General features: G+C 66.7%; 21 protein-coding genes. 13 read left to right on the top strand and 8 right to left on the bottom strand.

Annotated features, from left to right (window positions below; translation table 11 throughout):
- Nucleotides 1-74 precede the first annotated feature (74 nt).
- Together ABD204_RS08185 and ABD204_RS08190 are read right to left on the bottom strand one after the other, a co-directional pair.
- Nucleotides 75-1844 (bottom strand): acetyl/propionyl/methylcrotonyl-CoA carboxylase subunit alpha, encoded by a 1770-nt coding sequence (locus ABD204_RS08185; RefSeq protein ID WP_194424130.1) that lies wholly within the window; start codon nt 1842-1844, stop codon nt 75-77.
- 120 nt (nt 1845-1964) lie between these two features.
- On the bottom strand, nt 1965-2618 hold the full coding sequence (locus tag ABD204_RS08190; RefSeq protein ID WP_194424131.1) for a Maf family protein: 654 nt from the start codon (nt 2616-2618) through the stop codon (nt 1965-1967).
- 31 nt (nt 2619-2649) lie between these two features.
- Here ABD204_RS08190 and ABD204_RS08195 point away from each other — a divergent pair, with 31 nt between their 5' ends.
- The 4 genes from ABD204_RS08195 to ABD204_RS08210 all read left to right on the top strand — a co-directional run bounded on the left by ABD204_RS08195 (nt 2650) and on the right by ABD204_RS08210 (nt 7056).
- The gene (locus tag ABD204_RS08195) at nt 2650-3939 is read left to right on the top strand and encodes a class I SAM-dependent RNA methyltransferase (protein ID WP_194424132.1); all 1290 of its coding nucleotides are present in this window, start codon (nt 2650-2652) and stop codon (nt 3937-3939) included.
- A gap of 104 nt (nt 3940-4043) precedes the next feature.
- Nucleotides 4044-4712 carry a response regulator transcription factor gene (locus tag ABD204_RS08200; RefSeq protein ID WP_194424133.1) on the top strand — a complete coding sequence of 223 codons (669 nt, stop codon included), beginning with the start codon at nt 4044-4046 and terminating at the stop codon, nt 4710-4712.
- Nucleotides 4709-5980 carry a sensor histidine kinase gene (locus ABD204_RS08205; protein WP_194424134.1) on the top strand — a complete coding sequence of 424 codons (1272 nt, stop codon included), beginning with the start codon at nt 4709-4711 and terminating at the stop codon, nt 5978-5980. Before ABD204_RS08200 ends, ABD204_RS08205 begins: the two co-directional genes overlap by 4 nt.
- On the top strand, nt 5977-7056 hold the full coding sequence (locus ABD204_RS08210; protein WP_194424135.1) for a hypothetical protein: 1080 nt from the start codon (nt 5977-5979) through the stop codon (nt 7054-7056). Before ABD204_RS08205 ends, ABD204_RS08210 begins: the two co-directional genes overlap by 4 nt.
- A 567-nt stretch (nt 7057-7623) precedes the next feature.
- Here ABD204_RS08210 and ABD204_RS08215 read toward each other — a convergent pair.
- Nucleotides 7624-7875, bottom strand: a complete 252-nt coding sequence (locus ABD204_RS08215) for an acyl-CoA carboxylase subunit epsilon (RefSeq protein WP_194424136.1) — start codon at nt 7873-7875, stop codon at nt 7624-7626.
- Nucleotides 7872-9461: an acyl-CoA carboxylase subunit beta gene (locus tag ABD204_RS08220; RefSeq protein ID WP_194424137.1), complete on the bottom strand. Its 1590-nt coding sequence runs from the start codon at nt 9459-9461 to the stop codon at nt 7872-7874. Before ABD204_RS08220 ends, ABD204_RS08215 begins: the two co-directional genes overlap by 4 nt.
- Before the next feature lie 163 nt (nt 9462-9624).
- Between ABD204_RS08220 and ABD204_RS08225 the strand changes: the two genes are divergently transcribed.
- The 6 genes from ABD204_RS08225 (at nt 9625) to ABD204_RS08250 (ending at nt 15410) form a co-directional block, all read left to right on the top strand.
- A complete protein-coding gene (locus ABD204_RS08225) occupies nt 9625-10419 on the top strand; it encodes a biotin--[acetyl-CoA-carboxylase] ligase (protein WP_194424138.1) in 795 nt (264 codons plus the stop codon).
- Nucleotides 10420-10470: 51 nt separating this feature from the next.
- Nucleotides 10471-11061, top strand: a complete 591-nt coding sequence (locus ABD204_RS08230; protein ID WP_194424139.1) for a PH domain-containing protein — start codon at nt 10471-10473, stop codon at nt 11059-11061.
- Between the two features lie 61 nt (nt 11062-11122).
- Complete coding sequence (locus ABD204_RS08235) at nt 11123-12259, top strand: 5-(carboxyamino)imidazole ribonucleotide synthase (RefSeq protein ID WP_194424140.1); 1137 nt, start codon at nt 11123-11125, stop codon at nt 12257-12259.
- A gap of 123 nt (nt 12260-12382) precedes the next feature.
- A complete protein-coding gene (gene purE, locus ABD204_RS08240) occupies nt 12383-12850 on the top strand; it encodes a 5-(carboxyamino)imidazole ribonucleotide mutase (protein WP_194424297.1) in 468 nt (155 codons plus the stop codon).
- Entirely contained in the window at nt 12847-14286 is a 1440-nt protein-coding gene (locus tag ABD204_RS08245) for an LCP family glycopolymer transferase (protein ID WP_194424141.1), read from the top strand. The genes purE and ABD204_RS08245 overlap by 4 nt, the downstream gene beginning before the upstream one ends.
- Nucleotides 14283-15410 carry a glycosyltransferase gene (locus ABD204_RS08250; RefSeq protein ID WP_194424142.1) on the top strand — a complete coding sequence of 376 codons (1128 nt, stop codon included), beginning with the start codon at nt 14283-14285 and terminating at the stop codon, nt 15408-15410. The genes ABD204_RS08245 and ABD204_RS08250 overlap by 4 nt, the downstream gene beginning before the upstream one ends.
- A 33-nt stretch (nt 15411-15443) precedes the next feature.
- Here ABD204_RS08250 and rfbB read toward each other — a convergent pair whose 3' ends face one another.
- Complete coding sequence (gene rfbB, locus ABD204_RS08255; protein WP_194424143.1) at nt 15444-16442, bottom strand: dTDP-glucose 4,6-dehydratase; 999 nt, start codon at nt 16440-16442, stop codon at nt 15444-15446.
- A 262-nt stretch (nt 16443-16704) separates the two neighbouring features.
- Here rfbB and ABD204_RS08260 point away from each other — a divergent pair, with 262 nt between their 5' ends.
- Entirely contained in the window at nt 16705-18078 is a 1374-nt protein-coding gene (locus tag ABD204_RS08260; protein ID WP_344098425.1) for an LGFP repeat-containing protein, read from the top strand.
- Between the two features lie 47 nt (nt 18079-18125).
- On the opposite strand, the gene ABD204_RS08265 is transcribed toward ABD204_RS08260, so the two are convergent.
- From ABD204_RS08265 to ABD204_RS08275, 3 genes are all read right to left on the bottom strand, one after another.
- Nucleotides 18126-20282, bottom strand: a complete 2157-nt coding sequence (locus ABD204_RS08265; RefSeq protein ID WP_194425040.1) for a hypothetical protein — start codon at nt 20280-20282, stop codon at nt 18126-18128.
- A gap of 232 nt (nt 20283-20514) precedes the next feature.
- A complete protein-coding gene (locus ABD204_RS08270) occupies nt 20515-21912 on the bottom strand; it encodes a DUF6020 family protein (RefSeq protein WP_194425041.1) in 1398 nt (465 codons plus the stop codon).
- Between the two features lie 402 nt (nt 21913-22314).
- Nucleotides 22315-23259 carry a glycosyltransferase gene (locus tag ABD204_RS08275; RefSeq protein ID WP_194425042.1) on the bottom strand — a complete coding sequence of 315 codons (945 nt, stop codon included), beginning with the start codon at nt 23257-23259 and terminating at the stop codon, nt 22315-22317.
- A gap of 72 nt (nt 23260-23331) precedes the next feature.
- Here ABD204_RS08275 and ABD204_RS08280 point away from each other — a divergent pair, with 72 nt between their 5' ends.
- Nucleotides 23332-23796, top strand: coding sequence for a GtrA family protein (locus ABD204_RS08280; protein WP_206697514.1), 465 nt, complete (start codon nt 23332-23334; stop codon nt 23794-23796).
- A gap of 52 nt (nt 23797-23848) precedes the next feature.
- Nucleotides 23849-25537 (top strand): glycosyltransferase, encoded by a 1689-nt coding sequence (locus ABD204_RS08285; protein WP_194425043.1) that lies wholly within the window; start codon nt 23849-23851, stop codon nt 25535-25537.
- Nucleotides 25538-25539: the final 2 nt, after the last annotated feature.

Genomic DNA, 25539 nt, shown 5'->3' on the forward strand with positions numbered 1-25539 from the left:
AGGATCCTCCGACATCGGCGTGATCCTCCGACATCGCGCGTCGGCGGTGCCCCACGGGGCGGGTGAGCGGGCGGTCAGGCGATGGTCATCAGCTGGTGGCCGGCGGACACGGTCGTGCCCGGGGCGGCGTTGAGCGTGCCGATGACACCGTCCTTGTGGGCCTGGATGGGCTGTTCCATCTTCATCGCCTCGAGGACGACGATCAGGTCGCCCTTGACGACCTCCTGCCCCTCGGTGACGGCGACCTTGACGATGGTGGCCTGCATGGGTGCCTTCACGGCGTCGCCGCTGGCGCCTCCTCCGGAGACCGAGGCGGCGTGGGAGCGGCGCGAGGGAGGGGCGACGGCGGGGCGGCCGGTCTGGGGTGCCGACGAGACCACGCGGTCGGGCAGGCTCACCTCGAGACGTTTGCCGCCGACCTCGACGACCACGGTGTGGCGTCCCTCTTCGGGCTGCGGAGAGTCAAGCTCGCCGTCCCAGGCGGGGATGTCGTTGATGAACTCGGTCTCGATCCACCGGGTGAACACGCCGAACCGGCCGTCCTCGGCGGTGAACGCGGGATCGCGGACGACCTTGCGGTGGAAGGGCAGGACGGTGGGCATGCCGGCGACTTCGAACTCGTCGAGGGCGCGGCGTGAGCGCTCGAGCGCCTCGGCCCGATCGCGCCCGGTCACGATGATCTTGCCCAGCAGCGAGTCGAACGCACCCGATACCGCGTCGCCGGCGGTGACGCCGGAGTCGAGGCGGATGCCGGGGCCACCGAACGTCTTGAACACGTGGATGGGGCCGGGTTGCGGCAAGAAGCCTCGGCCCGGGTCTTCGCCGTTGACGCGGAACTCGATCGAGTGGCCGACGGGGGCCGGGTCGTCGTATCCGATCTCTTCGCCCTCGGCGAGACGGAACTGCTCGCGCACGAGGTCGATACCGGTGACCTCCTCCGAGACGGGGTGTTCGACCTGGAGCCGGGTGTTGACCTCGAGGAACGAGATCGTGCCGTCGGCGCCGATGAGGAACTCGCACGTGCCGGCACCGACGTAGCCGACCTCGCGGAGGATCTTCTTCGAGGCGTCGTAGAGGATGTCGTTCTGTTCCTCGGTGAGGAACGGTGCGGGCGCTTCCTCCACCAGCTTCTGGTGGCGGCGTTGCAGTGAGCAGTCTCGTGTGGAGACGACGACGACGTTGCCGGCGGCGTCGGCCAAGCACTGGGTCTCGACGTGGCGGGGCTTGTCGAGGTACTTCTCGACGAAGCACTCGCCGCGCCCGAACGCGGCGATCGCCTCGCGCGTGGCCGACTCGAACAGCTCGGCGACCTCGTCGAATTCGCGCGCGACCTTCAGTCCGCGCCCGCCGCCGCCGTAGGCGGCCTTGATGGCGATGGGCAGGCCGTGCTCACGGGCGAAATCGACCACCTGATCGGCGCCGTCGACGGGGCCGGGGGTGCCCGGGGCCAGCGGCGCTCCGACCTTCTCGGCGACGTGGCGCGCGGTGACCTTGTCGCCGAGGGCCTCGATCGCTTCGGGGGAGGGGCCGATCCATATCAGACCGGCTCCGATGACGGCGCGGGCGAAATCGGCGTTCTCGGCGAGGAATCCGTAGCCGGGGTGCACGGCGTCGGCTCCGGAGCGGCGCGCGACGGAGAGGATCTTCTCGATCGAGAGGTAGGTCTCTGCGCTGGTCGACCCGTCGAGGGCGTACGCCTCGTCGGCGAGACGCGCGTGCAACGCATCACGGTCTTGGTCGGCGTAGACGGCGACGGAGGACTTCCCGGCGTCACGGGCGGCTCGGATGACACGGACGGCGATCTCGCCGCGGTTCGCGATGAGGACCTTGGCGATGCGGGGCATGGATTTCAGCCTACCCACGGGACGGGTGGTCGTTTTGACTGGTTCGTACAAAACCCATGGAGAAACGTGGTCTTCCAAGTACAACGCCCGCCGTGGGGTCACTGGCCAGGATGCGTGGTCTCACGCGGTGGGGGTGCTCCACAGCGACGGCCAGTCGACCCCGAGCTCGCGCACGAGGTTCCGCAAGGTCGACAGGGACATACCGACGACTGTCGACGGGTCTCCTTCGACGCGCGTGATGAACGGGCCGCCGAGGCTGTCGACGGTGAACGCGCCGGCGACCAGCAGTGGCTCGCCGGTGGCCACATAGGCGTCGATCTCGGCGTCGGTGACGTCGTCGGCGAAGGTGACGGATGCCTCGGCCACGGCGTGCGCCTCCCGGGCGTGTCGGCCGGGGGCCAGGCGGAACACCGCGTGGCCGGAGTGCAGCACGCCGGTGCGGCCGCGCATCCCGTGCCATCTCGCCGTCGCGTTCTCCGCGGTGTGTGGTTTGCCGAGGATCTCGCCGTCGAGTTCGAACATGGAGTCGCCGCCGATGACGATGCCATCGAAGTCGGGCTGTTCGTCGGCGATCCTGGCGGCGACATCCGCAGCCTTCCTCCGGGCGAGCACGAGCACGTGTTCGTCCGGAGAGAGGGTGCGTCCTTCGCCGGATTCCACGGCGGCGATCACCGCTTCCTCGTCGACGTCGGGCGCGGCGGCCTCGGGGGAGATCCCCGCCTGGCGCAGCAGCATCAGACGGGCGGGCGATGTCGAAGCGAGGCACACGCGCATCCCCCGACGATAGCTGTGACAGGCTCGAGTCATGGACGTGGGCAGCATCATCGACCTCGACATCACGGGCGTCGCCCATGGCGGGGTGTTCGTCGCCCGCCATGAGGGGCGGGTGGTGTTCGTCCCGGATGCCATCCCGGGTGAACGGGTGCGGGCGCGCCTGACCGACACGTCCAAGAAGTCCTTCTGGCGCGCGGAGACGCTCGACGTGCTCGATGCCGCGCCGACGCGTCGGCCGCACGTGTGGGCCCCCGCCGACATCGACGTCCCGCCGGAGCGTCGCCCGGGCGGGGCGGACTTCGGTCACATCGATCTTGCCGCCCAGCGGGAGCTCAAGCTCGATGTCGTCCGCGACGCGCTGGCCCGCATCGGCCGTCTCGAGGTGCCCGCGACCATCTCGTCGGCGACGGCACAGCGCGACACCGACGGTTCCGTCCTCGCCGAGGAGACGGTCGACGGCACCGGATGGCGCACCCGGCTCAGCCTCCACGTGGACGACGCCGGGGTCGTGGGGCCGTTCGCGCAGCGTAGTCATCGGGTGGTCCCGGTCGAGTCCATGCCGCTGGCGACCCCCGCGGTCGAGCGAGCCCTGGCCTCCCTCGGCGTGGGCCGCCCCGGACACATCGATCTCGTGCAGGCCGCCGACGGTGCCGTGCGCATCCTTCCCCGGCCCGCCGGTGAGCGACCCGATCCCGCCGTGCGAGAGGTGGTGGTCGAGCAGGCCGCGGGGCGGTCGTTCCGGGTGGATGCGGGCGGATTCTGGCAGGTGCATCGGCTGGCCGCGCACACTCTCACCGGTGTCGTCGCACGACGCCTCGTCGAATCGGCGGTCGAGGGCCTCGCCGTCGACCCCGACGGCTGGCATCTCGACCTGTACGGCGGTGTCGGCTTGTTCGCCGCCACCCTCGGCGATCTCGGCGGCGGCTCGACCCGTGTCACGTCGGTGGAGTCGGATGTGCGTGCCACCGAACACGCCGGGCGGAATCTCGCGGAGTGGGTCGGAGCGCGGGCCGAGACGGCCCGCGTGGACCGGTGGATCTCGGCGCTTCGCGCCTCTGCGTCCGCCTCCCAGCGGGCACGACTGGCGCGCGGGGTGGTGCTGCTGGACCCCCCTCGGGCGGGTGCGGGGCGTCAGGTGGTGGAGGACGTCGCTGCGCTCGATCCGCGGACCGTCGTGTACGTCGCGTGCGACCCGGTCGCGCTCGCGCGCGACCTCGGGACGTTCCGGGAGGCCGGCTACCTCAGCGATCGCGTGGACGCCTTCGACCTGTTTCCGAACTCTCATCACGTCGAAGCCGTCGCGGTCCTCCGTCGAGGCTGAACCGCCGCCACGGTCGGCGATCGGAGAATCCGGATGCGCGCACGATCGGTGGATATGCGCGCCGGCAGCCCGACGTGGAGCGTTCTCACAGGTAAGGTGATCGCATGACACGGGTGGCCCTCATCGACGACCACGAGTCGGTGCGACTCGGTCTCGAAGCGGGTTGCGCGCGCGAGGGCTCGGCGAGCGTCGTCTTCTCGGGGAGCACCGTCACCGAGTATCTCTCTTGGCGGCGGACCCGGCAGGTGCCTCCCGTGGATGTGGTGGTCCTCGACCTCACCCTGGGCGATGGGGCGACGGTCACCGAAAACGTGACGCGTCTGGTGGGGGACGGCTCGAGCGTGATCATCCACAGCGTCGCGGACCGACCCGCATCCGTCCGCGAGGCGTTGGCCGCGGGGGCCGCCGGAATCGTGTCGAAGACGTCGCGTATCGATGACGTTCTGCACGCGGTCTCGAGCGTCGCGCAGGGCGAGCCGCTCAACAACGTCGAGTGGGCCAGCGCGGTCGAGGGGGATCGGGAGTTCGCCGATGCGCAGTTGTCCGCGCGGGAGCGCGACGTGTTGCGACTGTACGCCGCGGGTCTGCCGTTGAAGGTCGTCGCCGAACGTCTCGGCGTCGCCTATTCGACGGCGAAGGAGAACATCACCCGCGTGCGCACGAAGTACGTGGAGGTGGGGCGCCCGGCGCCCACCAAGATCGATCTGCTCCACCGCGCGGTCGAGGACGGGCTCCTCGATCGACATCGCACCGATTCCGAGAGCACACGATGAGCTCACCCGCCCCCCGCTCCGACACCCCGGCCGCCGTGGACGAGGCCTGGGGCAGGTTGCCGCGCCTGCGCGGAGCCGAGCCGGACCTGGGTTCGTTCACGCGCCACCGCATCGAGCGGGTGCTTCAGATCGCCATTGCGCTGGGGTCGGTCTTCCTCGGCCTGCAGGGCCTGCTCACCGCGATCGGGACCCTGTCGACGGGGACCGCCGCGCAGAACGCGCTGGTCGTCGTCACCTTCGGAAGCCTCACCGCGATGCTCGTCGCCTGTGTCCTCGGACGTGGCGTGCGGGTCACCGCGGGCGTGTTCATCGGGGTCTTCGCGATCGTGCTGGTCGTCTTCCCGATCGTCAATGTCGGCCTGTACACGTCGCCGACCGACCAGCCGTGGATCTGGTTCCTCGTCAACGTCGCCACGGTCGCGAGCGTCCTGGTCCTCCCGCTTCCGGCGCAGATCGCCTGGACGGTCCTCGCGCCGTTGATGTTCGGGGCCATCCGCCTCATCGGCGGCGCATTCGATCCGTCGTTCTGGCTGTCGCTCGCGCTCGACGTGTCGTTCGCGCTCATCCTCGGCGGGGTCCTGATCACCCTCGGCTGGCTCCTGCGCTCGATCGCGACGAACGTGGACGAGACCCGCGCGCGTGCGGTCGACCTGTACGCACGAGCCGCGGCGGCCGATGCGGCGGAGGACGAGCGTGTCGCCGTCGCGGCACTCATGCACGACAGTGTGCTGGCGGCACTCATCGCGGCGGAACGCGCCGACACGCCGCGCGAGCAGGCGCTGGCCGTCTCGATGGCCCGCGAGGCGCTCACCCGCCTGGCCAACACCGACCGCGACGCGAGTGAGGGAAGCGACGCGGCCCGCACGCCCGACAGCATCGCCGACGAGATCGAGGCGGGCTCCCGCGAGATGGGTGCCGACCTGACCGTGCGGCGACGTGTCGCCGAGGACGTCGGTGACGTGCCCGGTCGGGTCGCCCGCTCGGTCGTCCTGGCTGCGACGCAGGCGGTGCTCAACTCACTCCAGCATGCCGCGGCCGCGGGCCTGGAGGTGTCGCTCGAGGCATCGGGTGACCCCGCGACGGTCGTGGTGGAGATCGTCGACGACGGAGACGGCTTCGATGTCGGCGCCGTGCCGGATGACCGGCTCGGCATCCGCGCATCGATCATCGCGCGCATGGCCGCCGTCAGCGGGACCGGCATCGTCAGCTCCGGGGCGGATGGCACCCGGGTGCATCTGGAGTGGACGGGGACGGGGGCGGCCTCATGAGTGTGCGTAACATCCTCGTCGGGCTCGCCCTGGCCTTCACCGCCTATCTCGCCGCGCGCGGACTGTGGTGGACAGCCCCCGTCCCGATGCCGTGGCTGCTGGTCGTCGCCCTGTTCGCCTACCTCGGCACGACCTGGCTGGTCGTGCTGTGGGAGCCACGCAAGGACGGGCGCGCCGGCACCGAGCCGATCCCCGAGGTGGACGGTGACGGCCTGGACGCTGCGCTCGTCGCGGCGCAGCCCAGCGGCCGGCTCCCCGGCTGGGCGGCGGGCCTGGCGCTGGGCGCTGCGATCGTCGTGCCGAACGCGCTGTCGGTCGCCGTGGGGCTCGACCACGTCACCGCGCCGTACGCGACGTGGTATCTCGGCGGCATCGGGGCGCTGATGGTGGTCGTCATGGTGCGCCGTCGTCCGTGGATCGCGTGGTTGGGCATCATCGCGCTCGCGGTCACCTCGTCGGTGTGGATGGGACCGCTCACGGCGCTGGGGCTGGGCCTGGTCGGCTCGGTCGTGTGGGTCGCGGTCGCCCAGCTGCTGATGCGCTCGCTCGATCGGGCCGCGCGGGACACGGCGCAGCTGACCACGTTGCAGCGTCAGGCGTCCGGGGTCGAAGCCTCGCAGAGTGTGCGGCAACGGGAGCGGCGGACGAAGGTGCAGCGCGCGCTCGCCATCGCCGGGCCCGTGCTCATGCGTGTCGTGGCCGAAGGGGGACGTCTCTCCGAGGAGGAGCGACTCGGTGCTCGCATCGCGGAAGGAAGCCTCCGCGACGAACTGCGTGGGCCGCGACTGCTCGACGACGCGGTGCGGGCGGAATTGGAGCGGCTCCGTCGCCGTGGTTCGAGCGTGACGGTCCTCGATGAGGGCGGCCTCGATCGCGTCGACGACGTCACCCTCTCGATCATCCGGGGCCAGCTCGCCGAGACACTCAGTGAGGCGACGTCCGAACGTCTCTACGTGCGCACATCACCGCACGAGAGTGTCGCGGTCACCGTCGTCGGTCGGTCCGGGGCCGGAACGGGGCTGTCGGACGAAGACGCCGTCGACCTCTGGCGCGAGATCGCGCACCCCCGTCGCTGACACGCGCCGGCGCCCGCCGGCGTTGCCGGTCGGTTTGATCATCGGTCGCCCGCAGGCGCCGCCCCGCTGCGTGTGAACGACACAGGACGACAGCGGCCGGTCAGGCGAAAATCGCGCGATGCCGCGCGATTTCGTTCCGATCTCCTGTGTTGTCAGCGACGACGTCGGTGGACGGGCGCCGTCATCATCGGCCCGTCGGCCGGCCGGGCGTGTGGGCGTGCGGGGGACAACGCATGAGAAACCCGGCCGGGCGGGCGCTGAGAGGTCGATCTCGCGCGATTGAGACCGAATGTCCTGTGGCGGCAACGGCAACGGGCGGTGCCGGCGGGCCGCGGGGGAACAGAAGAGGCGGGGAGCGGCGTCTCCGCCTGCTCCCCGCCTGTGCGGACGATTACCCGAAAACCGTCCGCAGGGGCCGACCTGACGAGTCCGCACAGCGGAGGCAGGTCAGCCGAACGCCGAAGCGTTCCAGCTCTTCCAGTATGCGACGGTCGCCAGGGGTCGTCTGTAGGTATTTCGGGGGACAAGACATGGGAATCCGCCGTGGGGGCCAGTGCCCGGGTCTGGTCAGCAGCCGTGCTGCCAGCCGCCCTGGCGCCAGCCGAGGTCGCGACGCAGCGGGGTGCGCAGACCGCGCTGGGTGAGCTCCCATGCGGAGCGCGGGGTCTCCGAGGGGGCGGTCGCCTCGTCGAGCTCGGTCTGGTAGGCCTCCGAGAGCACCGCCATGAGTGCCGCGAGCTCTTCGTCGGTCGGGTTTCCACGGCGCACGTCGATCGAAACGCCGGCGGTGGCGTCGGGGGAGCGGCTCGGCTCGGTCACAGCGGGATGTTCCCGTGCTTCTTGGGGGGAAGGCTGGCGCGCTTGCCGCGCAGGGCGCGCAGGGCCTTCGCGATCGACACGCGCGTCTGTGCCGGCTCGATGATGCCGTCAAGCTCGCCGCGCTCGGCGGCGAGGAAGGGGGAGGCGACGTTGTAGGTGTACTCGTTCGCGAGCTTGGTGCGAACTGCGGCGACGTCTTCTCCCGCTTCGGCGGCACGCTTGATCTCGCCGCGGTAGAGGATGTTCACGGCTCCCTGACCACCCATGACGGCGATCTCGGCGGTCGGCCAGGCGAGGTTCACGTCGGCGCCGAGCTGCTTCGAGCCCATCACGATGTAAGCGCCGCCGTAGGCCTTGCGGAGGATCACGGTGACCAGCGGCACGGTCGCTTCCGCGTAGGCGTAGAGCAGCTTCGCGCCGCGGCGGATGACGCCGGTCCATTCCTGATCCGTCCCCGGCAGGTAGCCGGGGACGTCGACGAGCGTGACGACGGGGATGGAGAAGGCGTCGCAGAAGCGCACGAACCGGCTGGCTTTCTCTCCGGCGTCGATGTTGAGGGTGCCCGCCATCTGGGAGGGCTGATTGGCGATGATCCCGACCGAACGACCTTCGATCCGCCCCAGCCCGATGACGATGTTCGGGGCGAACAACGGCTGTACCTCGAGGAACTCGCCCTGGTCGACAAGGCCCTCGATGACCGTGTGGATGTCGTAGGGCTGGTTGGGGGAGTCCGGGATGATCGTGTTGAGTGCGCGGTCGGAGTCCGTCGTCTCGAACTCGAACTCGGTCTCGTAGACCGGAAGCTCCGACATGTTGTTGTCCGGGAGGTAGCCGAGCATGGTGCGCACGTAGTCGATCGCGTCGTCCTCGTCGTCGGCGAGGTAGTGTGCGACACCCGACCGGGTGTTGTGCGTGTGCGCGCCGCCGAGCTCCTCCATGCCGACGTCCTCACCGGTGACCGTCTTGATGACGTCGGGGCCGGTGACGAACATCTGGCTGGTCTTGTCGACCATGACCACGAAGTCGGTGAGTGCGGGGGAGTAGACCGCGCCGCCGGCGGCGGGCCCCATGATGATGGAGATCTGCGGGATGACGCCCGAGGCGCGGGTGTTGAGGCGGAAGATCTCGCCGTACTTGCCGAGGGCGACCACACCCTCCTGGATGCGCGCGCCGCCGGAGTCGAGGATGCCGATGATGGGGATGCCGCTGCGCAGCGCCAGCTCCATGACCTTGATGATCTTCTCGCCGGCGACCTCGCCGAGCGATCCGCCGAAGGTCGAGAAGTCCTGTGCGTACACGGCGACGGCGCGGCCGTGGATCGTGCCGGTGCCGGTGACGACGGAGTCGCCGTAGGGGCGCGAACGGTCCATGCCGAACGCGGTGGTGCGGTGCCGCACGTATTCGTCGATCTCGACGAACGATCCCTTGTCCAGGAGCAGTTCGATCCGCTCGCGAGCGGTGAATTTGCCCTTGGCGTGCTGCTTGTCGTGGGCGGCCTTCTCCGCCTCGACGACCGCCTCTTGATACCGCGCCCGCAGGTCGGCGATCTTTCCGGCGGTGGTCGAGAGATCGATGTCGTCGGTCACGGATTCCACCCTATCGGCGCGATCGTCGGATCCGTTGGAGGGTCGGCACAACCGATCCGGGTTCTGTTGGTGCGGGTCGACACCTGTGAGAGGACGGTAGCGGATGCGCGCGACGGCGTGAAGTCCGCGTCGCCGTGGGGAGTGACGGCGTACGGTGGGGGCCATGACGATCCCCGCCGCCGGATACCCCCGCGCCGCCGCCCTCAGCCCTCGTCTGCAGGTGACGGAGTCGACCGATTCCACGAACGCCGATGTGATCGCGGGCGTGCGTGACGCCCCCGGACTGTGGCCGCACCTGTCGGTGTTGGTGACGACCGACCAACGGGCGGGTCGGGGGCGTCTGGATCGCTCGTGGGTGGCGCCGCCCGGCACCGCGCTCGCGGTGTCGACCCTCGTGCGGGTCGCCGATCTTCCGGTCGCGGCCAGGGGATGGATCCCGCTGGCCGCCGGCGCGGCGCTCGTGCGCGCGGTGCGCGCGCAACTGGGGGCGTCCGGGCATGAGGCGATGTCGAAGTGGCCGAACGACGTGCTGCTGGATGGCGCGAAGCTGTGCGGCATCCTCGCGGAGGTCGTGCCCAGCCACCCGGACTGCGTCGTGATCGGAACCGGGATCAACACGCGGATGTCACGGGCGGAGTTGCCCGTCGCGACCGCGACCTCCTTCCTGGTGGCGGGTGTCGACGTGGATGAAGACCGCCTCATCGCGGACTACCTCGACGCCCTCGACCGGCACCTCACCGGCCTCGTGGCGGCGGGTGGGGATGCGTCGGTGTCGGGGCTGCACGCCGACGTCGTCAAGAGCTGCGCGACGATCGGCCGTGAGATCACGGTGTCCCTTCCCCACGGGGAGGCGCTCGCGGGTGAGGCGGCGGGCATCGACGCCCAGGGGCGCCTGGTCGTGGACTCCGGGGGCGATCCGGTCGCGGTCTCGGCCGGTGATGTCGTCCACGTGCGGTGACGCTGGGCGCGGCGCCCGCCACGTGGGGTGGGGTCCCGGCATGATGGGGGCATGACACAGCCGGTCGGAACCGGGGCCAGACCTCTGGCGCCCGCGCCGGGGGCGCCGACCCCCGAGTTGCGGGTCGCGCGTGTGCGCCCGCACGCCCGAAGGCTGTTCTGGCCGGTGCTGGTGCTCCTGGCCGTCGCCGGCGCGACGGGGTACCTGTACGGCAACCTCCCCGCGCCCTTCGAGAACTGGATGTTGCTGACGGCCGCGGCGGTGGTCGTCTTCCTGCTCGTGCTGCTTCCGTTCCTGGCCTGGTGGTCGCACACGTACGTGATCACGACCCGTCGTGTCATCGAGCGTCACGGAATCTTCGCGCGTCGGCGGCGCGAGCTCAGCCATGTGCGGGGGTACTCGATCGGTGTGCGTCGCGGGCTTCTGCAGCGCATGTGGGGAGCGGGCACGCTCACGCTGTCCAACGGCGTGGACGATCCGCTCCGGTTGCGCAACATCCCAGACGTCGCCCTGGTGCACGAGGCGCTGGTCGACCAGGTCGAGGTGAACCAGATCCTCGCCCACCGTGACGCGCAGGGGACGACGCCGACGAGTGATCCGCGCATCCCGCCGGCCCCGCCGCCGCCGGCAGCCCCCGCCTGATCGGAGTCGGCGCGCCCGAGCGCGCGTGGTGCGACACAATGGAGCGGTCGGAAGGGGCCGTATGACGTTGCGTGTCGGAGTGGTCGGTGGCGGACAGTTGGCGCGGATGATGATCGCGCCCGCCGTCGAGTTGGGAATCGAGTTGCGCGTGCTCGCGGAGTCCGAGGGCATGGCGGCGTCGCTGGCCGCGACGGCGGTCGGTGACTACCGCGACACCGCGACCGTGCTCGCTTTCGCGCGCGACGTCGACGTGGTCACCTTCGATCACGAGCATGTTCCGCAGGATGTGCTCGGAGCGCTCGTCGACGCGGGCGTCGCGGTGCGTCCCGGCCCCCACGCGCTCCGCTTCGCGCAGGACAAAATCGAGATGCGTACGCGTCTCGCGGCGTTGGGCATGCCCCAGCCGGATTGGGCGGCGGTGACCGGACGCGCCGAGCTGCAGAGCTTCCTCGATGATCACGGCGGACGTGCGGTGGTGAAGACCCCACGCGGGGGATACGACGGCAAGGGGGTGCGCGTCGTGTCGGCGGCCACCGAAGCCGATGACTGGTTCACGGCGCTCGCCGAAGACGCCCGCGGTGGTGCTCTGCTCGTCGAGGAACTCGTCGATTTCTCGCGGGAGCTGGCCCAGCAGGTGGCCCGCCGGCCGTCCGGCGAGGTGCGCGCGTACCCGGTGGTCGAGACGGTGCAGAAGAACGGTGTGTGTGCCGAGGTGGTGGCGCCCGCTCCGCATCAGGACGCCCGTCTGCAGGAGGTGACCGCGCGTATCGGCGTGGGTGTCGCCGAAGGGCTCGATGTCGTCGGGATGTTGGCGGTCGAGCTGTTCGAGACCACGGATGAGCGGGTGCTCGTCAACGAGCTCGCGATGCGCCCTCACAACAGCGGCCATTGGACCCAGGACGGGGCGGTGACCGGGCAGTTCGAGCAGCATCTGCGCGCGGTTCTGGATCTGCCGTTGGGCTCTTCGGATACGGCGCACGACTGGTCGGTGATGATCAACATCCTCGGTGGTCCGCTGTCGGACTCGCTCGACGCCCGGTTCGCGGCGGCCATGGCGGAGCACCCCGCAGCGAAGATCCACACCTACGGCAAGGACCCGCGCCCGGGGCGCAAGGTGGGGCATGTCACCGTCTCGGGCGGCGATCTCGACGACGTCGCGTATCAGGCCCGAGCCGCAGCCGCCTTCTTCCAGGACTGAGGTCGCCGGCGCTCCATCCGCGATTGGGCCGTGCCGTTGCGGGGTTCTTCCAGGGGGCGCACCTAGCCTGGAACGGTGACCCGACCGTTGCATTCCTCCGACGCGCCGCTGGTCGGCGTCGTGATGGGTTCCGATTCCGACTGGCGTGTGATGAGCGACGCCTCACAGGCGCTGACGGACTTCGGTGTGCCGCACGAGGTCGAGGTCGTCTCTGCCCACCGCACGCCGGACAAGCTGTTGCGCTATGGGCGTGAGGCGCGCTCGCGCGGCTTGCGGGCGATCATCGCCGGCGCCGGTGGTGCCGCGCATCTTCCCGGCATGCTCGCCTCGCTCACGTCGCTTCCGGTGATCGGTGTGCCCGTGCAGTTGGCGACCCTGGAGGGCATGGACTCGTTGCTCAGCATCGTGCAGATGCCGGCGGGGATCCCGGTGGCGACGGTGTCGATCAACGGGGCGAAGAACGCCGGCATCCTGGCCGCGCGCATGCTCGGTTCCTCGGATGCGGTGCTCGGTGACCGCATCGAGGCGTACGCGCGTGATCTCGAGGCGCAGGTCGAGGAGAAGAACCGGCGGCTCAAGGACTCCCTGTGAGCGTCGCCGCCCCGTTGCGCCCTTCGGCGTCATCGCGCACTCGGACGATCGAGGAACGACCCCTCCGGTACCCCGACGCGACCTCGGAGACCGTGATGTCCCGGCGGGGTTGGTGGCTTGTGGGGATGAATTTCCTCTTGCCCGGTTCCGCACAGGTGCTCGCCGGCAGCCGCCGACTCGGGCGTATCGGGCTGACCGCGACCCTGGCCATGTGGGCACTCGCGGTGGCCGGTGTGCTCATCGCACTGTTCGCGAGGGGTCTGCTGTTCAGTCTCGCCACGAACTGGTTCGTGTTGTTGCTGGCCCAGGGGATTCTCATCGTCTATGCCGCGCTGTGGGTCGTCCTCACGATCGACACCCTGCGGCTCGTGCGCCTGGTCAAGACGGCCGGGGTCGCCCGCGTCGGGATTCCGGCGCTGGCCATCGCGCTGGTGATCGCCGTGAGTGGGGGTGCGGCGTACGCGGCGCAGTCGGTAGGTGCGGCGCGCGATGCGCTGGGGGCGATCTTCGGTGCGAGTGGGCCGCCGGTCGAACCCTCGGACGGCTACTACAACATCCTCCTCCTCGGTGCCGACAGCGGCGAGGGCCGCGACAGCATGCGTTTCGACTCGATCTCGGTGGTGTCGATCAACGCCGACACCGGCGCGACGACGATCACCGGCATTCCGCGCGACATGCCGCATTTCCCGTTCTCCGAGGGTCCGATGCAGGAGAAGTACCCGGACGGCCACGAGGGGTTCGCCGACCCCACGTGCGGTTGGGGGAGCGGTATCAACCAGTTGCGCACCGAGGTCGAGGTCTGCCAGGACGGCACCCAGCTGTATCCGGATGCGTACACGAACGGGTCGTCCCCCGGCGTCGAAGCGACCAAGGACGCCGCCGAGGGGATCATGGGGATCGAGATCCCCTACTACGTCTTCGTCGACATGAAGGGGTTCGCCGACCTCGTCGATGCACTCGGGGGCGTGACGATCACCGTCGACGAGCGTCTTCCCAAGGGGGGTGGTCCCAGTTACGAGGGACAGCCCGCCGAGGACTGGGCCATCGGCTGGATCGAGGTCGGCGAGCAGCACATGGATGGCGACACCGCCCAGTGGTATGCCCGCTCCCGCTACACGACCAGCGACTTCGACCGGATGGAGCGGCAGCGCGAGTTGCAGCAGGCGATGTTGGACCAGTTCACCCCGCAGACGGTGCTCACCCGGTTCCAGGAGCTCGCAGCCGCCGGTGCCGATCTGGTCGAGACCGATATCCCGACCTCGATGCTTCCATACCTCGTTGACCTCGCGGTCAAGGCCAAGGATCAGCCGGTTTCGACGATCGAACTGACGCCCGAGGGGGGCATCGACGAGTACGACCCGGACTACGACTACATCCGCGAGCTCGTGCAACAGACGTTGCACCCGGCGACACCCACCGCGGAGCCCGAATCGTGAGCGCCGTGCTGCGCGTGATGCTCGACCAGCTGGTCGCCCAGACAGACGCGGATCTGAAGGTCGCATCGGGTGAGCTCGTGCGCGCGCTGATCGCCCACGCCCCGCAGGGGTGCGAGGTCGAGGGCATCGCTCCGGTGGCCGGTGGAGACGGCTCGGTGCTGGAGATCCCCGGTCTGGCGGGTGTGCGACGCACGACACTTCCGCGGCGGGAACTCGCCGGCGCGTTGCAGCTCGGTCTCGCGACGGGAATCGGTGGGGGGATGATCCACTCGCCGAGCCTGTTCGCGCCTTTGGTCAAGCACGACCGGGTGCATGAGAACGATCAGACGACCGTCACGATCTGGGACCTGCGTCCGTGGGAGACGCCCGACGAGCTTCCCCGATCGAGCGCCGGCTGGCACAAGGCCATGCTCAAGCGCGCCGTCAAACACGCCGACGCGGTCGTGGTGCCGACACACGCGATGGCACGGCGTCTCGGAGAGATCTCTCCGAAGCTGAGCGACCGCATCCGGGTCATCTCCGGTGCCGCGCCCGAAGGCTTCCGTGTGCCGACCGACGAGGTCGGGAGACGCCGCGATCTCGGCCTGCCGGAAGGATATGTGCTGCTTGCCGGGCGATCGGTCGCGTCGGACGCGCTTGCCGCCGGCTTCGGCGCCGTCGCGCGCAGCGGCCACGAGGTGCCGGTCGTCGTGATCGATGCCGACGAGGGCGAGGAACCGGCCATCTCGGAGATCGCCGCGGCCGCAGGGGTCCCCGAACGACTCGTCCACGTGCGCGGTTCGCTCGACGACGCCGATCGGGGTGCCGTGTTCGGTGCGGCCGTCGCGTTCGTCGCCCCATCGACACGGGCGGCGTTCCCCTGGCGGACCGTCGAAGCGATGACGCTCGGCGTCCCGGTCATCGCCGTCGACTCCGACGTGTTGCGTGAACTCGTGGTCGACGGCGGCATGCTCGTCTCTCCCACCGGTACGGACGCGGCCGATGCGCTCGGTGCCGCGCTGGCGGAGGCGCTCGGCTCGACGGCCGCCGCCGAACGGCTGGCCGTGCTCGCGGCCGATCGCGGCCGGGTGTTCTCGTGGCTGGAAGCTGCCGACAAGATCTGGGCGCTGCACGCCGAACTCTAGTCCCACACGGACCGACTCGGATGGCGCATCGTGTCACTGGCCGCGCTCGGCATAGAACGCCTCCACCCGTTCTTTCGCGTCCCCCCACCATGATTCATGCTCGCGGTACCAGCGGATCGTCGAGGCAAGTCCAGCCTCGAAGTCGGAGTACCTCGGCGACCAGCCCAGTTCGGTTCGCAGCCGTGAAGAGTCGATGGCGTAGCGAAGGTCGTGACCCGGTCGGTCGGCGACGAGATCGTAGGCGTCGGGCCGCTCCCCCATGAGGCGGAGGATCAGCTCGACGACCGTTCGATTGTCTACCTCGCCGACACCTCCGACGAGATAGCGTCGGCCGATCTGCCCTTCCCGCAGGATGGCGAGGACGGCGGATGCGTGGTCCTCGGCGTGAAGCCAATCTCGCACATTGACTCCGGTCCCGAACACGCGAGGCCGCTTGCCCCGAAGCACGTTCGTGATCTGTCGCGGAATGAACTTCTCGACGTGCTGATACGGACCGTAGTTATTCGAGCAATTGGACACGGTCGCGCGCACCCCGAAGGAACGTGCCCATGCTTTGACGAGCAGATCGCTTCCGGCCTTTGTCGCCGAGTAGGGGGAGGAAGGGTCCAGTGCGGACTCCTCGGTGAACCGCGTGGGATCGTCGAGATTGAGTTCGCCGAAGACCTCGTCCGTCGAGACATGGTGGAAACGGACGTCGTGATTCCTCGCCGCTTCCAGCAGGGTGAAGGTGCCCACGATATTCGTGTCGACGAAGGGCCTCGGCTTATCAAGGCCGTTATCGTTGTGGGACTCGGCGGCGAAGTGGACGACGGTGTCGATGTCGGAAAAGAGGGTGTCGACTAGCTCCGCGTCCGCGATGTCGCCGTGCACGAAACGCAGGCGATGTGCGGGAAGCCTGGCGAGGGACGAGAGGTTTCCGGCGTAGGTCAGCTTGTCCAGAACGACGACGTCGAGCCCAGTGTGCGCGAGGACGTGGCGGATGAAGTTCACGCCGATGAACCCTGCGCCACCGGTGACAAGCACGCGTTTCATCGCCGCATCACCTCTTGCTCACGTTGGGCGGCCCGCTCACAAGCGACGAGCGACACGCCCTGCTTCCGAATGCTGTGCCGGTCGGGTCGTGTCGCGCCTCGTTCTCGGCGGCATCTCGTAGCAGGCTAGAGCTTTGAAGGCTCGGATTGTCCGAACGCCCCGGTGTGCCACCGGATGCCGAATGCACAACAGCCACATTGTATTCAGCTGTAACTTTCGCCACACTGGTCACAGTATCTGCCATGACGAAGGAGACGGATACATGAGGCGACTGCTTGCGCCGATCCTTGCGGTGCTCGCGATGCTCGTGAGTCTTCTGGTGGCGCCTGCGGCATCCGCGGCTGAGGCGACGATACCGGCGGGCCCCGCAGCGACGGCCACTGCTGCGTCCGACTTCGACGCCGAGACGGCACTGGGTGACTCGATCCGTACAGCGGACCTATCGAAATTCGAGGCCGGCAACATCATCAGCGACGAGGTCTTCTTCGATAGTTCGACGATGACCGAGGCGCAGATCCAGACCTTCCTGGAAGAGAAGGTGCCGAGCTGTCGGGCGGGCTATACATGCTTGAAGGACTGGTACGACACGACCCGGTCGACGTCCGCTGATGCCATGTGCGGCGCCTACTCAGGCGGAGGAAGCGAACGCGCCTCTCGCATCATCTACAAGGTCGCTCAAGCCTGCGGGATCAACCCACAGGTGATTCTCGCCACCCTTCAGAAAGAGCAGGGGCTCGTCAACCATGTGTGGCCGAGCGACTGGAGATACCGCATCGCGATGGGCCAGGGTTGCCCCGATACGGCGGCGTGCGACACGCGCTACTACGGCTTCTTCAATCAGGTCTACGGCGCCGCATGGCAGTTCAAGCGATACGCCAACCCCGCGGGGACAAGCCAGTACTTCACGTGGTACGCCCCGGGCAAGACCTGGAACATACTTTGGAACCCGAACCACTCCTGTGGTTCGTCGCCGGTGTACGTGCAGAACCAGGCCACCGCGAACCTGTACTATTACACCCCCTACCAGCCCAATGCGGCAGCAATCGAGGCCGGGTACGGCACCGGAGACGGGTGCTCGTCGTACGGCAACCGAAACTTCTACCAGTACTTCACGGACTGGTTCGGCTCGACTCATGGGAGCCCTGGGGCGAAGGCAATTATGGCCCGCTGGGAGGCCCTTGACGGGGTGCAGGGAGTACTTGGGCGCTCTACGGGTCCGGTGGTGTGTGGGAAGTTGCAGGATGGCTGCTACCAGAATTTCCAGGGTGGTGCGATCTCGTGGACGGAGTCGACGGGTGCGTGGGAGACGCATGGTGTGATCCGGGCGCGGTGGCGTGCTTTGGATTTTGAGCGGAGTGTCCTGCAGTATCCGACGGGTCCGGTGGTGTGTGGGAAGTTGCAGGATGGCTGCTACCAGAATTTCCAGGGTGGTGCGATCTCGTGGACGGAGTCGACGGGTGCGTGGGAGACGCATGGTGTGATCCGGACCTACTGGCGCGCTCAGGACTTCGAACGCGGCGAAATGGGGTATCCGACCGGAGCCGTCAAGCAAATGAGCGACGCTGCAGAACAGTCTTTCCAGGGAGGTACTGCCCGCTGGGACGCGCAGACCGATTCAGTGTCACTCATTCGATGATGATCGTGCGGGCAAAGTGTGAGGCTAGCTCGGGTTACGTAGCCTGGTCAACTGTGACGGCGAGCCCGATTGCGCAGCTGGTCCATCTTGGCTCTGGTGGCTGCGCCCAGGGAGCCCAAGCGTTGTCTATCCTGCGATGGGACCGCGAGACTCCAGAGTGCGTGAAGGTGTAGGACCTTATTCATCACTGTTCGAGAGTACGAATGCTCGAGGGGGAAGGTCGTCCCAAGGTGATCCCGGAAGAATCGATACGCGGGCAACAGGATCTCGCGTAGGTCCTCGTCGCGCCCCAGCTCCCGAAGCGACTCGTGCGCTAACGTTGCGAGAGCCTCGCGGCTTGCGGGAGTGCGAGAAGGGGTTGCGGCACACGTCTCGCAATCGACCCATGTGAGGTGTTCCGTTGCTTCCTTGCGCGCGCGGGTGAGCTTCCCTGGATTCGGACGTAGGTCGCGTCGGAGCTCGCCGTGCACAGCGGAGTATGCCTCGTTGTAGCTCTCGCGACCATATGGAATCGCAGCAAGGCCGGGGTTCAGCTTGTGGATGAGATCGATTTGGACGCGTGGACCATTTAGGAGCGGCCCGGCCATAAGGCGCAGAAGGTGCAGCGCTCGAGTTGCTCCCGGACTGATTCGCCAGGCACCAAGAGACGCCGGGATCGCTCCGCCGCCATGAAATCGCGCCCGGTGGAAATTGAACAGTAGCGAACCCTTCTCGGCTTCATCGCCGGGCAACGTGTCCCAAGCGCTCGCGATGCTCGAGATCCCGGCACGAGGAGCCGCCTTGAGGGAGGCCCGGCCACGCCACTTGAAGACCTGAAGAGCGAGATTCCGTGCAACTTCCTCGACCGCTGCGACGCGAGCCGGGGCCAGTTGCCAGCCGGATGTAGAGTAGTCGCGCGCTACGTTCCCAAGGCCCGCGCCCCCCACGTAGACGGTCTTGGCATCCCACACCCAAGGGTGGTCGTGAAGGCGATGCCAATATGTTCCGAAGGTGGCAGCGACCTGCTTGGCCGCAAGGTGCTCGACGGCGCACTGCCCTATGTTTATAGCTGTCTGGTCGCTGAACGATAGTCCGGTGTAGTCCGCGATAAGCAGCGCTACCTCTTCGTCGTCTGAGAAGTCGGAGCCCGCGGATTCTTCAGTGAAGAGCGATACTCGAGTGTCTGACGCGGCCGTCGACAATATGCCGGCGAGAACCAGCCTTGAGTCGAGTCCGCCTGTGATGTCGCATCGGATCGACTCGATATCGGGATCGGAGACGATCGCTCGGCAGTTCGCCCGTATCTCTTCTGCGGCCTGCTCGATCAAATCGGTGTAGCGCTCCGCCGTGAGTCGATCAGGAGCCGCGACGTCGGAACCGAGAAGACTCAGACTCGTCATTCGCTCGCCTGTCGACGAGACGGAGAGGACCTTGTCGGGAGTTACGCAGCTGAAGCCTGCGAGCTCCAGCTGATCCAGAAGAGGTTGTTGGAACGGCTGCGTGAGGGACGTGAAATCGGCATCTATGACGTCGAGGTTCAGCGCCAAGTTTTCGCCTACGGCAGCTGCAACCCGCACAGCGAGAAGAAAGCTTGAGGCGACGATGTGCACCTTGTCGGAGACGTACTCGAACCAGCCGGAAACGCCGAGGTAGTCCGTGTGAAACTCGGTGTGGCCATCTGCGAATCGGACAGCGGCCAGGAAATCGCCGCAATTTCTAGACATGAACCGCGGCGACTCCCGTCCCGCTATAGGCGCGGACGACAAAGCACCTACAACGTCGCGGCTACGGCGAAGTTCGCCATTGTCAAAGGCGACTCCAGAACCTACGCCCCAGGCGCGCATTGAACTGAGTTCCACGGGCTCTGCGCTGGTTAGCACCAGCGAATCGCCGCTGTTGAGGCGTGTTGGCGCTTCGGAGTGCGCGCGCATCAGCGCGTCCGGGCCAGTCGGAGAGATGAACTTGGCACCGGCGCTCTGTGCGAGAGCTGAGAGCGCAACCGCCACCCTTGTCCGTCGCTTGGCCCACACGAACGCAATCGTTTCGTAGGGGCTATTCGTAGCGGGTAGGAGGGGGAGAACGACAGACGGACGCTGAAGCGGTTCGGCGAGCCAACGATGAAACTCTGTGCGCTCGCTGGCGCTCGGCACGAATTGCCACTCAGTTTCTGTGTCAACTCCTCCAGCGCTCACGATGACGTGGTAGTCGGCAGTTCTCTCAGCCAAGGTGTCTGAGTTCCATTCGTGGGCGCGTGCCTGCGTGGGACCGTGCTCATCGACGAGCGTTCCATGGCGCATTAGCCGATAGGTGACGGCGACGCCGGCTGGGACGCCGGCGGTTCGGCAACGAAGGTACCCACCTACAGCGTCATAGGTCAGACTGGCGTACATGAGGCTCCAAATTGGCGTCTGATTCACATCGGCTCGACGAATCGAGGATGCGACGATTGAGACGACGTTATCTCAGTGGAGGTGGGGAGCTCTGGTCCGCCGCGGGTCGTCGTCTTATCGCGGACCGTCTTGGTGACCTGTTCTTGATCCGTGGCGCAAGACTTACCGGCAGTAGGCATAGGCCGATGAGGAACATCGCACTCATGATGCTGGGAAGCATGTATCGCGGGAGCGCGACTGGGCTGGCGACGAGGACGGCAAGGCTTACCAAGGCAGGTGTCGTCGCCAATACATGTAGAGCACTTCGCCGACGTAGCGCGTAGGTCAGAACAAACAGCGGCACCCAGGAGGAGTAGAATGCTTTGGACATCAATGGGGTCGCGTTCGCAAACTCTCGGTAGAGGTCATTCATGACACTCCGCGTCGTGTCGAGCATGCTTGGTTCGAACAACACGTCTGTCGTTGCAGCCTCGATGTCAGCGATCGTGACCTCCTCATACGCCCTGGACTCCCAGAACGGCACATATCGGTCCAATGTAAGGCTGAGCTGAAAGACAACCGGCGTGAGGGGTGCAAAGTACTCGTATGTGTTGGCCGCGGTTGCGGATATGTACGTCCCCGGATAACGGAGGCCTTGGGCTAGCCAGGCTTGCGCGTAGGCGAGCTTGTCGGAGAGTGGGGCGGCATCGTCCCAGCGCCCCTTGACGCTGTCCGAGCGACCAGGTACGTACGCGTCGCCGAGTCCCTCCCAGCGCAACATCCGATCGATCGCGTCTCTCTCGTTTGATGGGATATCCGCTCCAAATTCCGCCGCGACCCGCGCCGTCTGCTGCACGGGGATGGTCATCATGTCGGTCGATGTGCCGGCGCTAACCCCTAGTGCTGGCACCACGAGAGAAGGCCAAACGAAACTCGTAACCCCAATGACTACGGCGACTCCGAGCAGCATGCGCCGCCTGATTGCGGCGGTGACGACGAACGCAACGATCACGACGCACAGGAGAACCACGTACCCATTTGTCTTCTTTGTCATGATGAGGGCTGTCAAGATTGCGGCCCCCGACCAGCAGACCCAGGCGTTCCGGAGAACCGTGCCGCGAGTGCGGGCAACCTCGATGAACAGTACGAGAGCAGGCAACCAGAAAACGACTGCCAAGGAGTCTTTACTGACCACCGCCGCCGAGCTCATGAATACGGGGAAAACCGCGGCCAATACAACAAGTGTCCACATCACGAGTCGACTTGCGCCGAGGCGCCTCAGGTAGACGAACCCGAGCGATAGCCCGATGGCGAGAGCAACCTCTTGAAGGAGGAGATAGGTGAACAACCCAGCGTTCGGGCTCCCGATCGCGTCGCCGAGGTTCCAGAACAGGCCGAACACCATGGTGTCGAACCAAGGGTGATGGTTTGACGGCGGCGTCAGCCCTATCCACTGCATGCGCTGAGTGATGGTGTCCGAGTCCACTGCGCCGGGGTAATGAGCGACCAACCACGGTAGCCAGCCGGAGAGAATCGCAGCCGAGGCGGGCGCTAGCCATCGTCGCACAGCCTCTCGCATGGAACTGACAGATGACGCGCCGCGGGCCCAGGAGCGATCAATCGCTTTGAATACCAGCGTGATGATGAAGGTGAGCAGAACTCCAAGCCCTACGACGCCCAAGAGACTCGCTAGTGCTCCTCCTGCAGAGCTAGCGAACCACTCTGCGCTATCTGTGGCGTGATAAGAGGCGCCGACGACTGAGCATGCGCTCAAGGTGAAGCCGAGCCCGAGTGCCCAGGGATCCACTGAGGTCAGTCTCAGCTGCAGCACTTTGAACCTCGGTGGCCGACCGGGAGTACCCACATTCGTCGCGGAAGGACGCATGCGCTATCGCTCGACGCCCTGTGCGTCGGGGATGGGGTGCGTGAGATAGATAAGGCGGCTCATCTCTCTGCGGGCCCGGAGCACGCCGTCAAGCACAAGGCCGATCACGATCGACAGGGCGCCAAACACCCCAATGCCGGTCGCGAGGATTGTTGTGGGAAGGCGCGGCACGAGGCCGGTGGAGAGATACTCCGCCACGACGGGGGCGCCAAGTAGAGATGCCACGAGAAGAAGCGTTAACCCAATGAGCCCATAGAAGAACAGCGGTCGCTCGTGGCGCGTGAGCTGAGCAACCAGGCCCAAGATTCTTGCGCCATCGTGATAGGTGCGAAGCTTGCTCTCGCTGTCGATCGGGCGATCCTTGAACCCCACCTCTACCTCGCTGTGGGGAGCCCGGATGGTCATAACGTGGACGGTCAGTTCGGTTTCGACCTCGAAACCGGTCGAGCCAGCGGGGAAGCTCTTTACGAACCGCCGTGACATGACGCGGTAACCACTCAGCATGTCCGACACAGACATGCCGAAGACTTTGCCGACTAGCCAGTTGAAGCCGCGATTTCCAAGCTCATGGCCAGGACGGTACGCCGTTGCTGTCGCCTGACGGCGCACTCCCAATACGTGATCGTACGGGCCGTTGTGTAGCGTCTCGATCATTCTTGGGAGCGCGGCTGCTTCATATGTATCGTCCCCGTCGATCATGACGTATACGTCCGCCTCGACGTCGGCGAATGCTCGACGAATCACATGGCCCTTGCCGCGAGAACTCTCGGATCTCACTATCGCACCGGCCTCGCGAGCAACCGCCGCTGTCCGGTCCGTGCTGTTGTTGTCGTACACATAGACGCTGATCCCGGGAACAGCGTGTTGGAGATCAGTGACCACCTGTGCGACGGCGGCCTCCTCGTTGTAGCAAGGGACGATCGCTGCGATGGCAGGGGTAAAGGGCAATGCCGGCCTCCAATTCCTGGGCCAACCTGACCTCAGTAGGCTCGGTCGGCTAGCGCGGACTAAGCTACCACGGTGCCAACCAACATCCCGGGAGCGAGCAGGGCTCAGCGCCCCGGTGCTCGTCGTCGTAGCTCGGAGATTGCTGCCTTCTTGGCGGTTGGTGTCGGCGCCTTCCTCATCGATGCTTTGGTCTTCAATCTGCTCGCCTTCGGACTGGCCGGCACAGGTCCGATGTACGAGCTCCCGCTCGTCGCTAAGACAGTAGCGATCGCAATCGCTTCTGTGGTCACCTACATCGGCAACCGCTACTGGACATTCGGTCGCCGGGAGCTGCCGCGCAGATGGTCGCGATACGTATTGTTCGCCCTCTTCAATGTCATGGCGATCCTGCTTCAGCTCGGTTGCCTCGCTTTCTCGCGGTACATTCTCGGGCTCGAGGGGCCGGTGCCAGACAACGTCGCAGGGACGCTGGTCGGCCAGGCGGTCGCGACGGTGTTCCGCTTTGTGACCTACGACCGCTTCGTCTTCCGGTCTTGAGGGAAGTGAGTCGCGCGGGCTTTGCCCAGGTCGGCATCGGTATCATCGGGGCGTGTCAAACGCTGTCTCCTCAATCGTTCCCATGTCCACTCAAGACCACCTGACGGGCGTGGTGCGCAAGAACCAATGGCGAGACGTCTTTGACGGCACCGTGCCCAAGGGGTGGGAACCGAGTATGTCCGTGTCGGTGATCATCGCCGCCTACAACAGCAAGACCTTGCCTCTGACGCTCGCCTCGCTCGCCGCTCAGGACTACCCGGAGCATCTTCTAGAGGTCATCGTCGTCGATGACGGCAGCGAACCACCGGTCGAGATCGGCGAATACTCGCACCCGAACACCACACTCATCCGAGTTGACCCCGAGACGGGATGGGGGCGCTCGAACGCCACCTATCTCGGCATTGAGGCGTCCAAGGGCGACATCATCTACTGGGTCGACTCCGACATGGTTCTGTTCCGCGACAACGTTCGGGAGCACGCGAAGTGGGCGCACTTCATTCCGGAAGCCGCCACCATCGGTCAGAAGGGCTTCGTGGAGGAGTGGGACTTCACTCCAGAGTCCGTGTACACCATGGTTGGCGACGGCACGGTTGCCGACCTCTGGGACCCCGCCACGCTCCACGAACACTGGTCGGAGGCGATCTATCGGCAGACAGATGACCTAAATGCGTCCGACGGGCGGAACTACTCCACGCATATGGGAGCCTGCGCGTCAGTGACCCGCGCTGTCTACGAGCAAACCCTCGGTCAAGATCGTCGTCTTCGTCTCGGTGAGGACACGGAGATCGCCTATCAGATCTGGCAGGCAGGCGGTGTCTTCATTCCTGCGCGTACCGCACGCTCGTGGCATCTCGGACGCGGTACCGTGCAGGACCACGCGGATAAAGTCGCATGGCACAACAACGTTCATTTCGCGCAGCGGATGCCGATTCCACGGTATCGACGCACTGCGTCGAACCGCACATGGGAGGTACCGCTCGTGCGGGCTGTGGTCGAGTTCGACATGGAGACAGTCGGATATGTCCGTGCCTGCGTCGACCGCATCCTCAACTCGACCGAGACGGATGTTCAGGTAGACCTCGTTGGTCCGTGGCATCTCATCACTCCGGATCGTCGGCGCATCCTCGCAGATCCAGACAACGAGATCTACCTTGTGAAGGAGTGGTTCCGGAGCGATTCCCGCGTTCGGTTCCTGGACGAGGTGCCTGAAACCGTCTTCCCTAGCCCCTACCGTCTGGACGTCCCCGTGACGGTTGGCGTGACCTCGGACAGCGTGCGCGACATGTACCGATACGCCGACCAGCGGCGGCTGGGGCTTGTCTACTTCATGGCACCGGGGCACTCCCCTGAGGAGTCCGTGCGCATCTGGGACAACGCCGCCGTTCACCGCGCGCAGCCATACGTCACCGAAGGCGTGTCGCTCGTGGACGCGGTCGACGCTGTGTGGGGTGTCGAATGGGCGCCAGAGTCGGCGAGCCAGGTGGAGGATCTCCGTGCGGTAGACCGTACGGAGAAGGTGGTGCGAGTCGACTCGAAGGTGGCAGACCTCACCGCACGGCTTGAGCGCACGGAGTGGCTTCTGGAAAAGGAGCGGCGGGTGAATCACAGCACGCTCCGGCGTGGTGTTCGACGGGTCGTGTACGCGCTTGCACGTAGGGCCCGCCCGCTGGTTGGCTCGCTCCGCAGTCGCCTGAGCGGAGTCGTCGGGAGCGAGCCGCAGCGCGAGGCCGGGAAGGTCTGAGG

Origin of the sequence: Microbacterium aquimaris, from assembly GCF_039531285.1 — a bacterium.
In the GTDB taxonomy this organism is placed as follows: Bacteria; Actinomycetota; Actinomycetes; order Actinomycetales; family Microbacteriaceae; genus Microbacterium; species Microbacterium aquimaris.

Coding starts and splice junctions, on each gene's coding strand:
- ABD204_RS08185 (WP_194424130.1), bottom strand. CDS start 1,844: ATGCCCCGCATCGCCAAGGTCCTCATCGCGAACCGCGGCGAGATCGCC.
- ABD204_RS08190 (WP_194424131.1), bottom strand. CDS start 2,618: ATGCGCGTGTGCCTCGCTTCGACATCGCCCGCCCGTCTGATGCTGCTG.
- ABD204_RS08195 (WP_194424132.1), top strand. CDS start 2,650: ATGGACGTGGGCAGCATCATCGACCTCGACATCACGGGCGTCGCCCAT.
- ABD204_RS08200 (WP_194424133.1), top strand. CDS start 4,044: ATGACACGGGTGGCCCTCATCGACGACCACGAGTCGGTGCGACTCGGT.
- ABD204_RS08205 (WP_194424134.1), top strand. CDS start 4,709: ATGAGCTCACCCGCCCCCCGCTCCGACACCCCGGCCGCCGTGGACGAG.
- ABD204_RS08210 (WP_194424135.1), top strand. CDS start 5,977: ATGAGTGTGCGTAACATCCTCGTCGGGCTCGCCCTGGCCTTCACCGCC.
- ABD204_RS08225 (WP_194424138.1), top strand. CDS start 9,625: ATGACGATCCCCGCCGCCGGATACCCCCGCGCCGCCGCCCTCAGCCCT.
- ABD204_RS08230 (WP_194424139.1), top strand. CDS start 10,471: ATGACACAGCCGGTCGGAACCGGGGCCAGACCTCTGGCGCCCGCGCCG.
- ABD204_RS08235 (WP_194424140.1), top strand. CDS start 11,123: ATGACGTTGCGTGTCGGAGTGGTCGGTGGCGGACAGTTGGCGCGGATG.
- purE (WP_194424297.1), top strand. CDS start 12,383: ATGGGTTCCGATTCCGACTGGCGTGTGATGAGCGACGCCTCACAGGCG.
- rfbB (WP_194424143.1), bottom strand. CDS start 16,442: ATGAAACGCGTGCTTGTCACCGGTGGCGCAGGGTTCATCGGCGTGAAC.
- ABD204_RS08260 (WP_344098425.1), top strand. CDS start 16,705: ATGAGGCGACTGCTTGCGCCGATCCTTGCGGTGCTCGCGATGCTCGTG.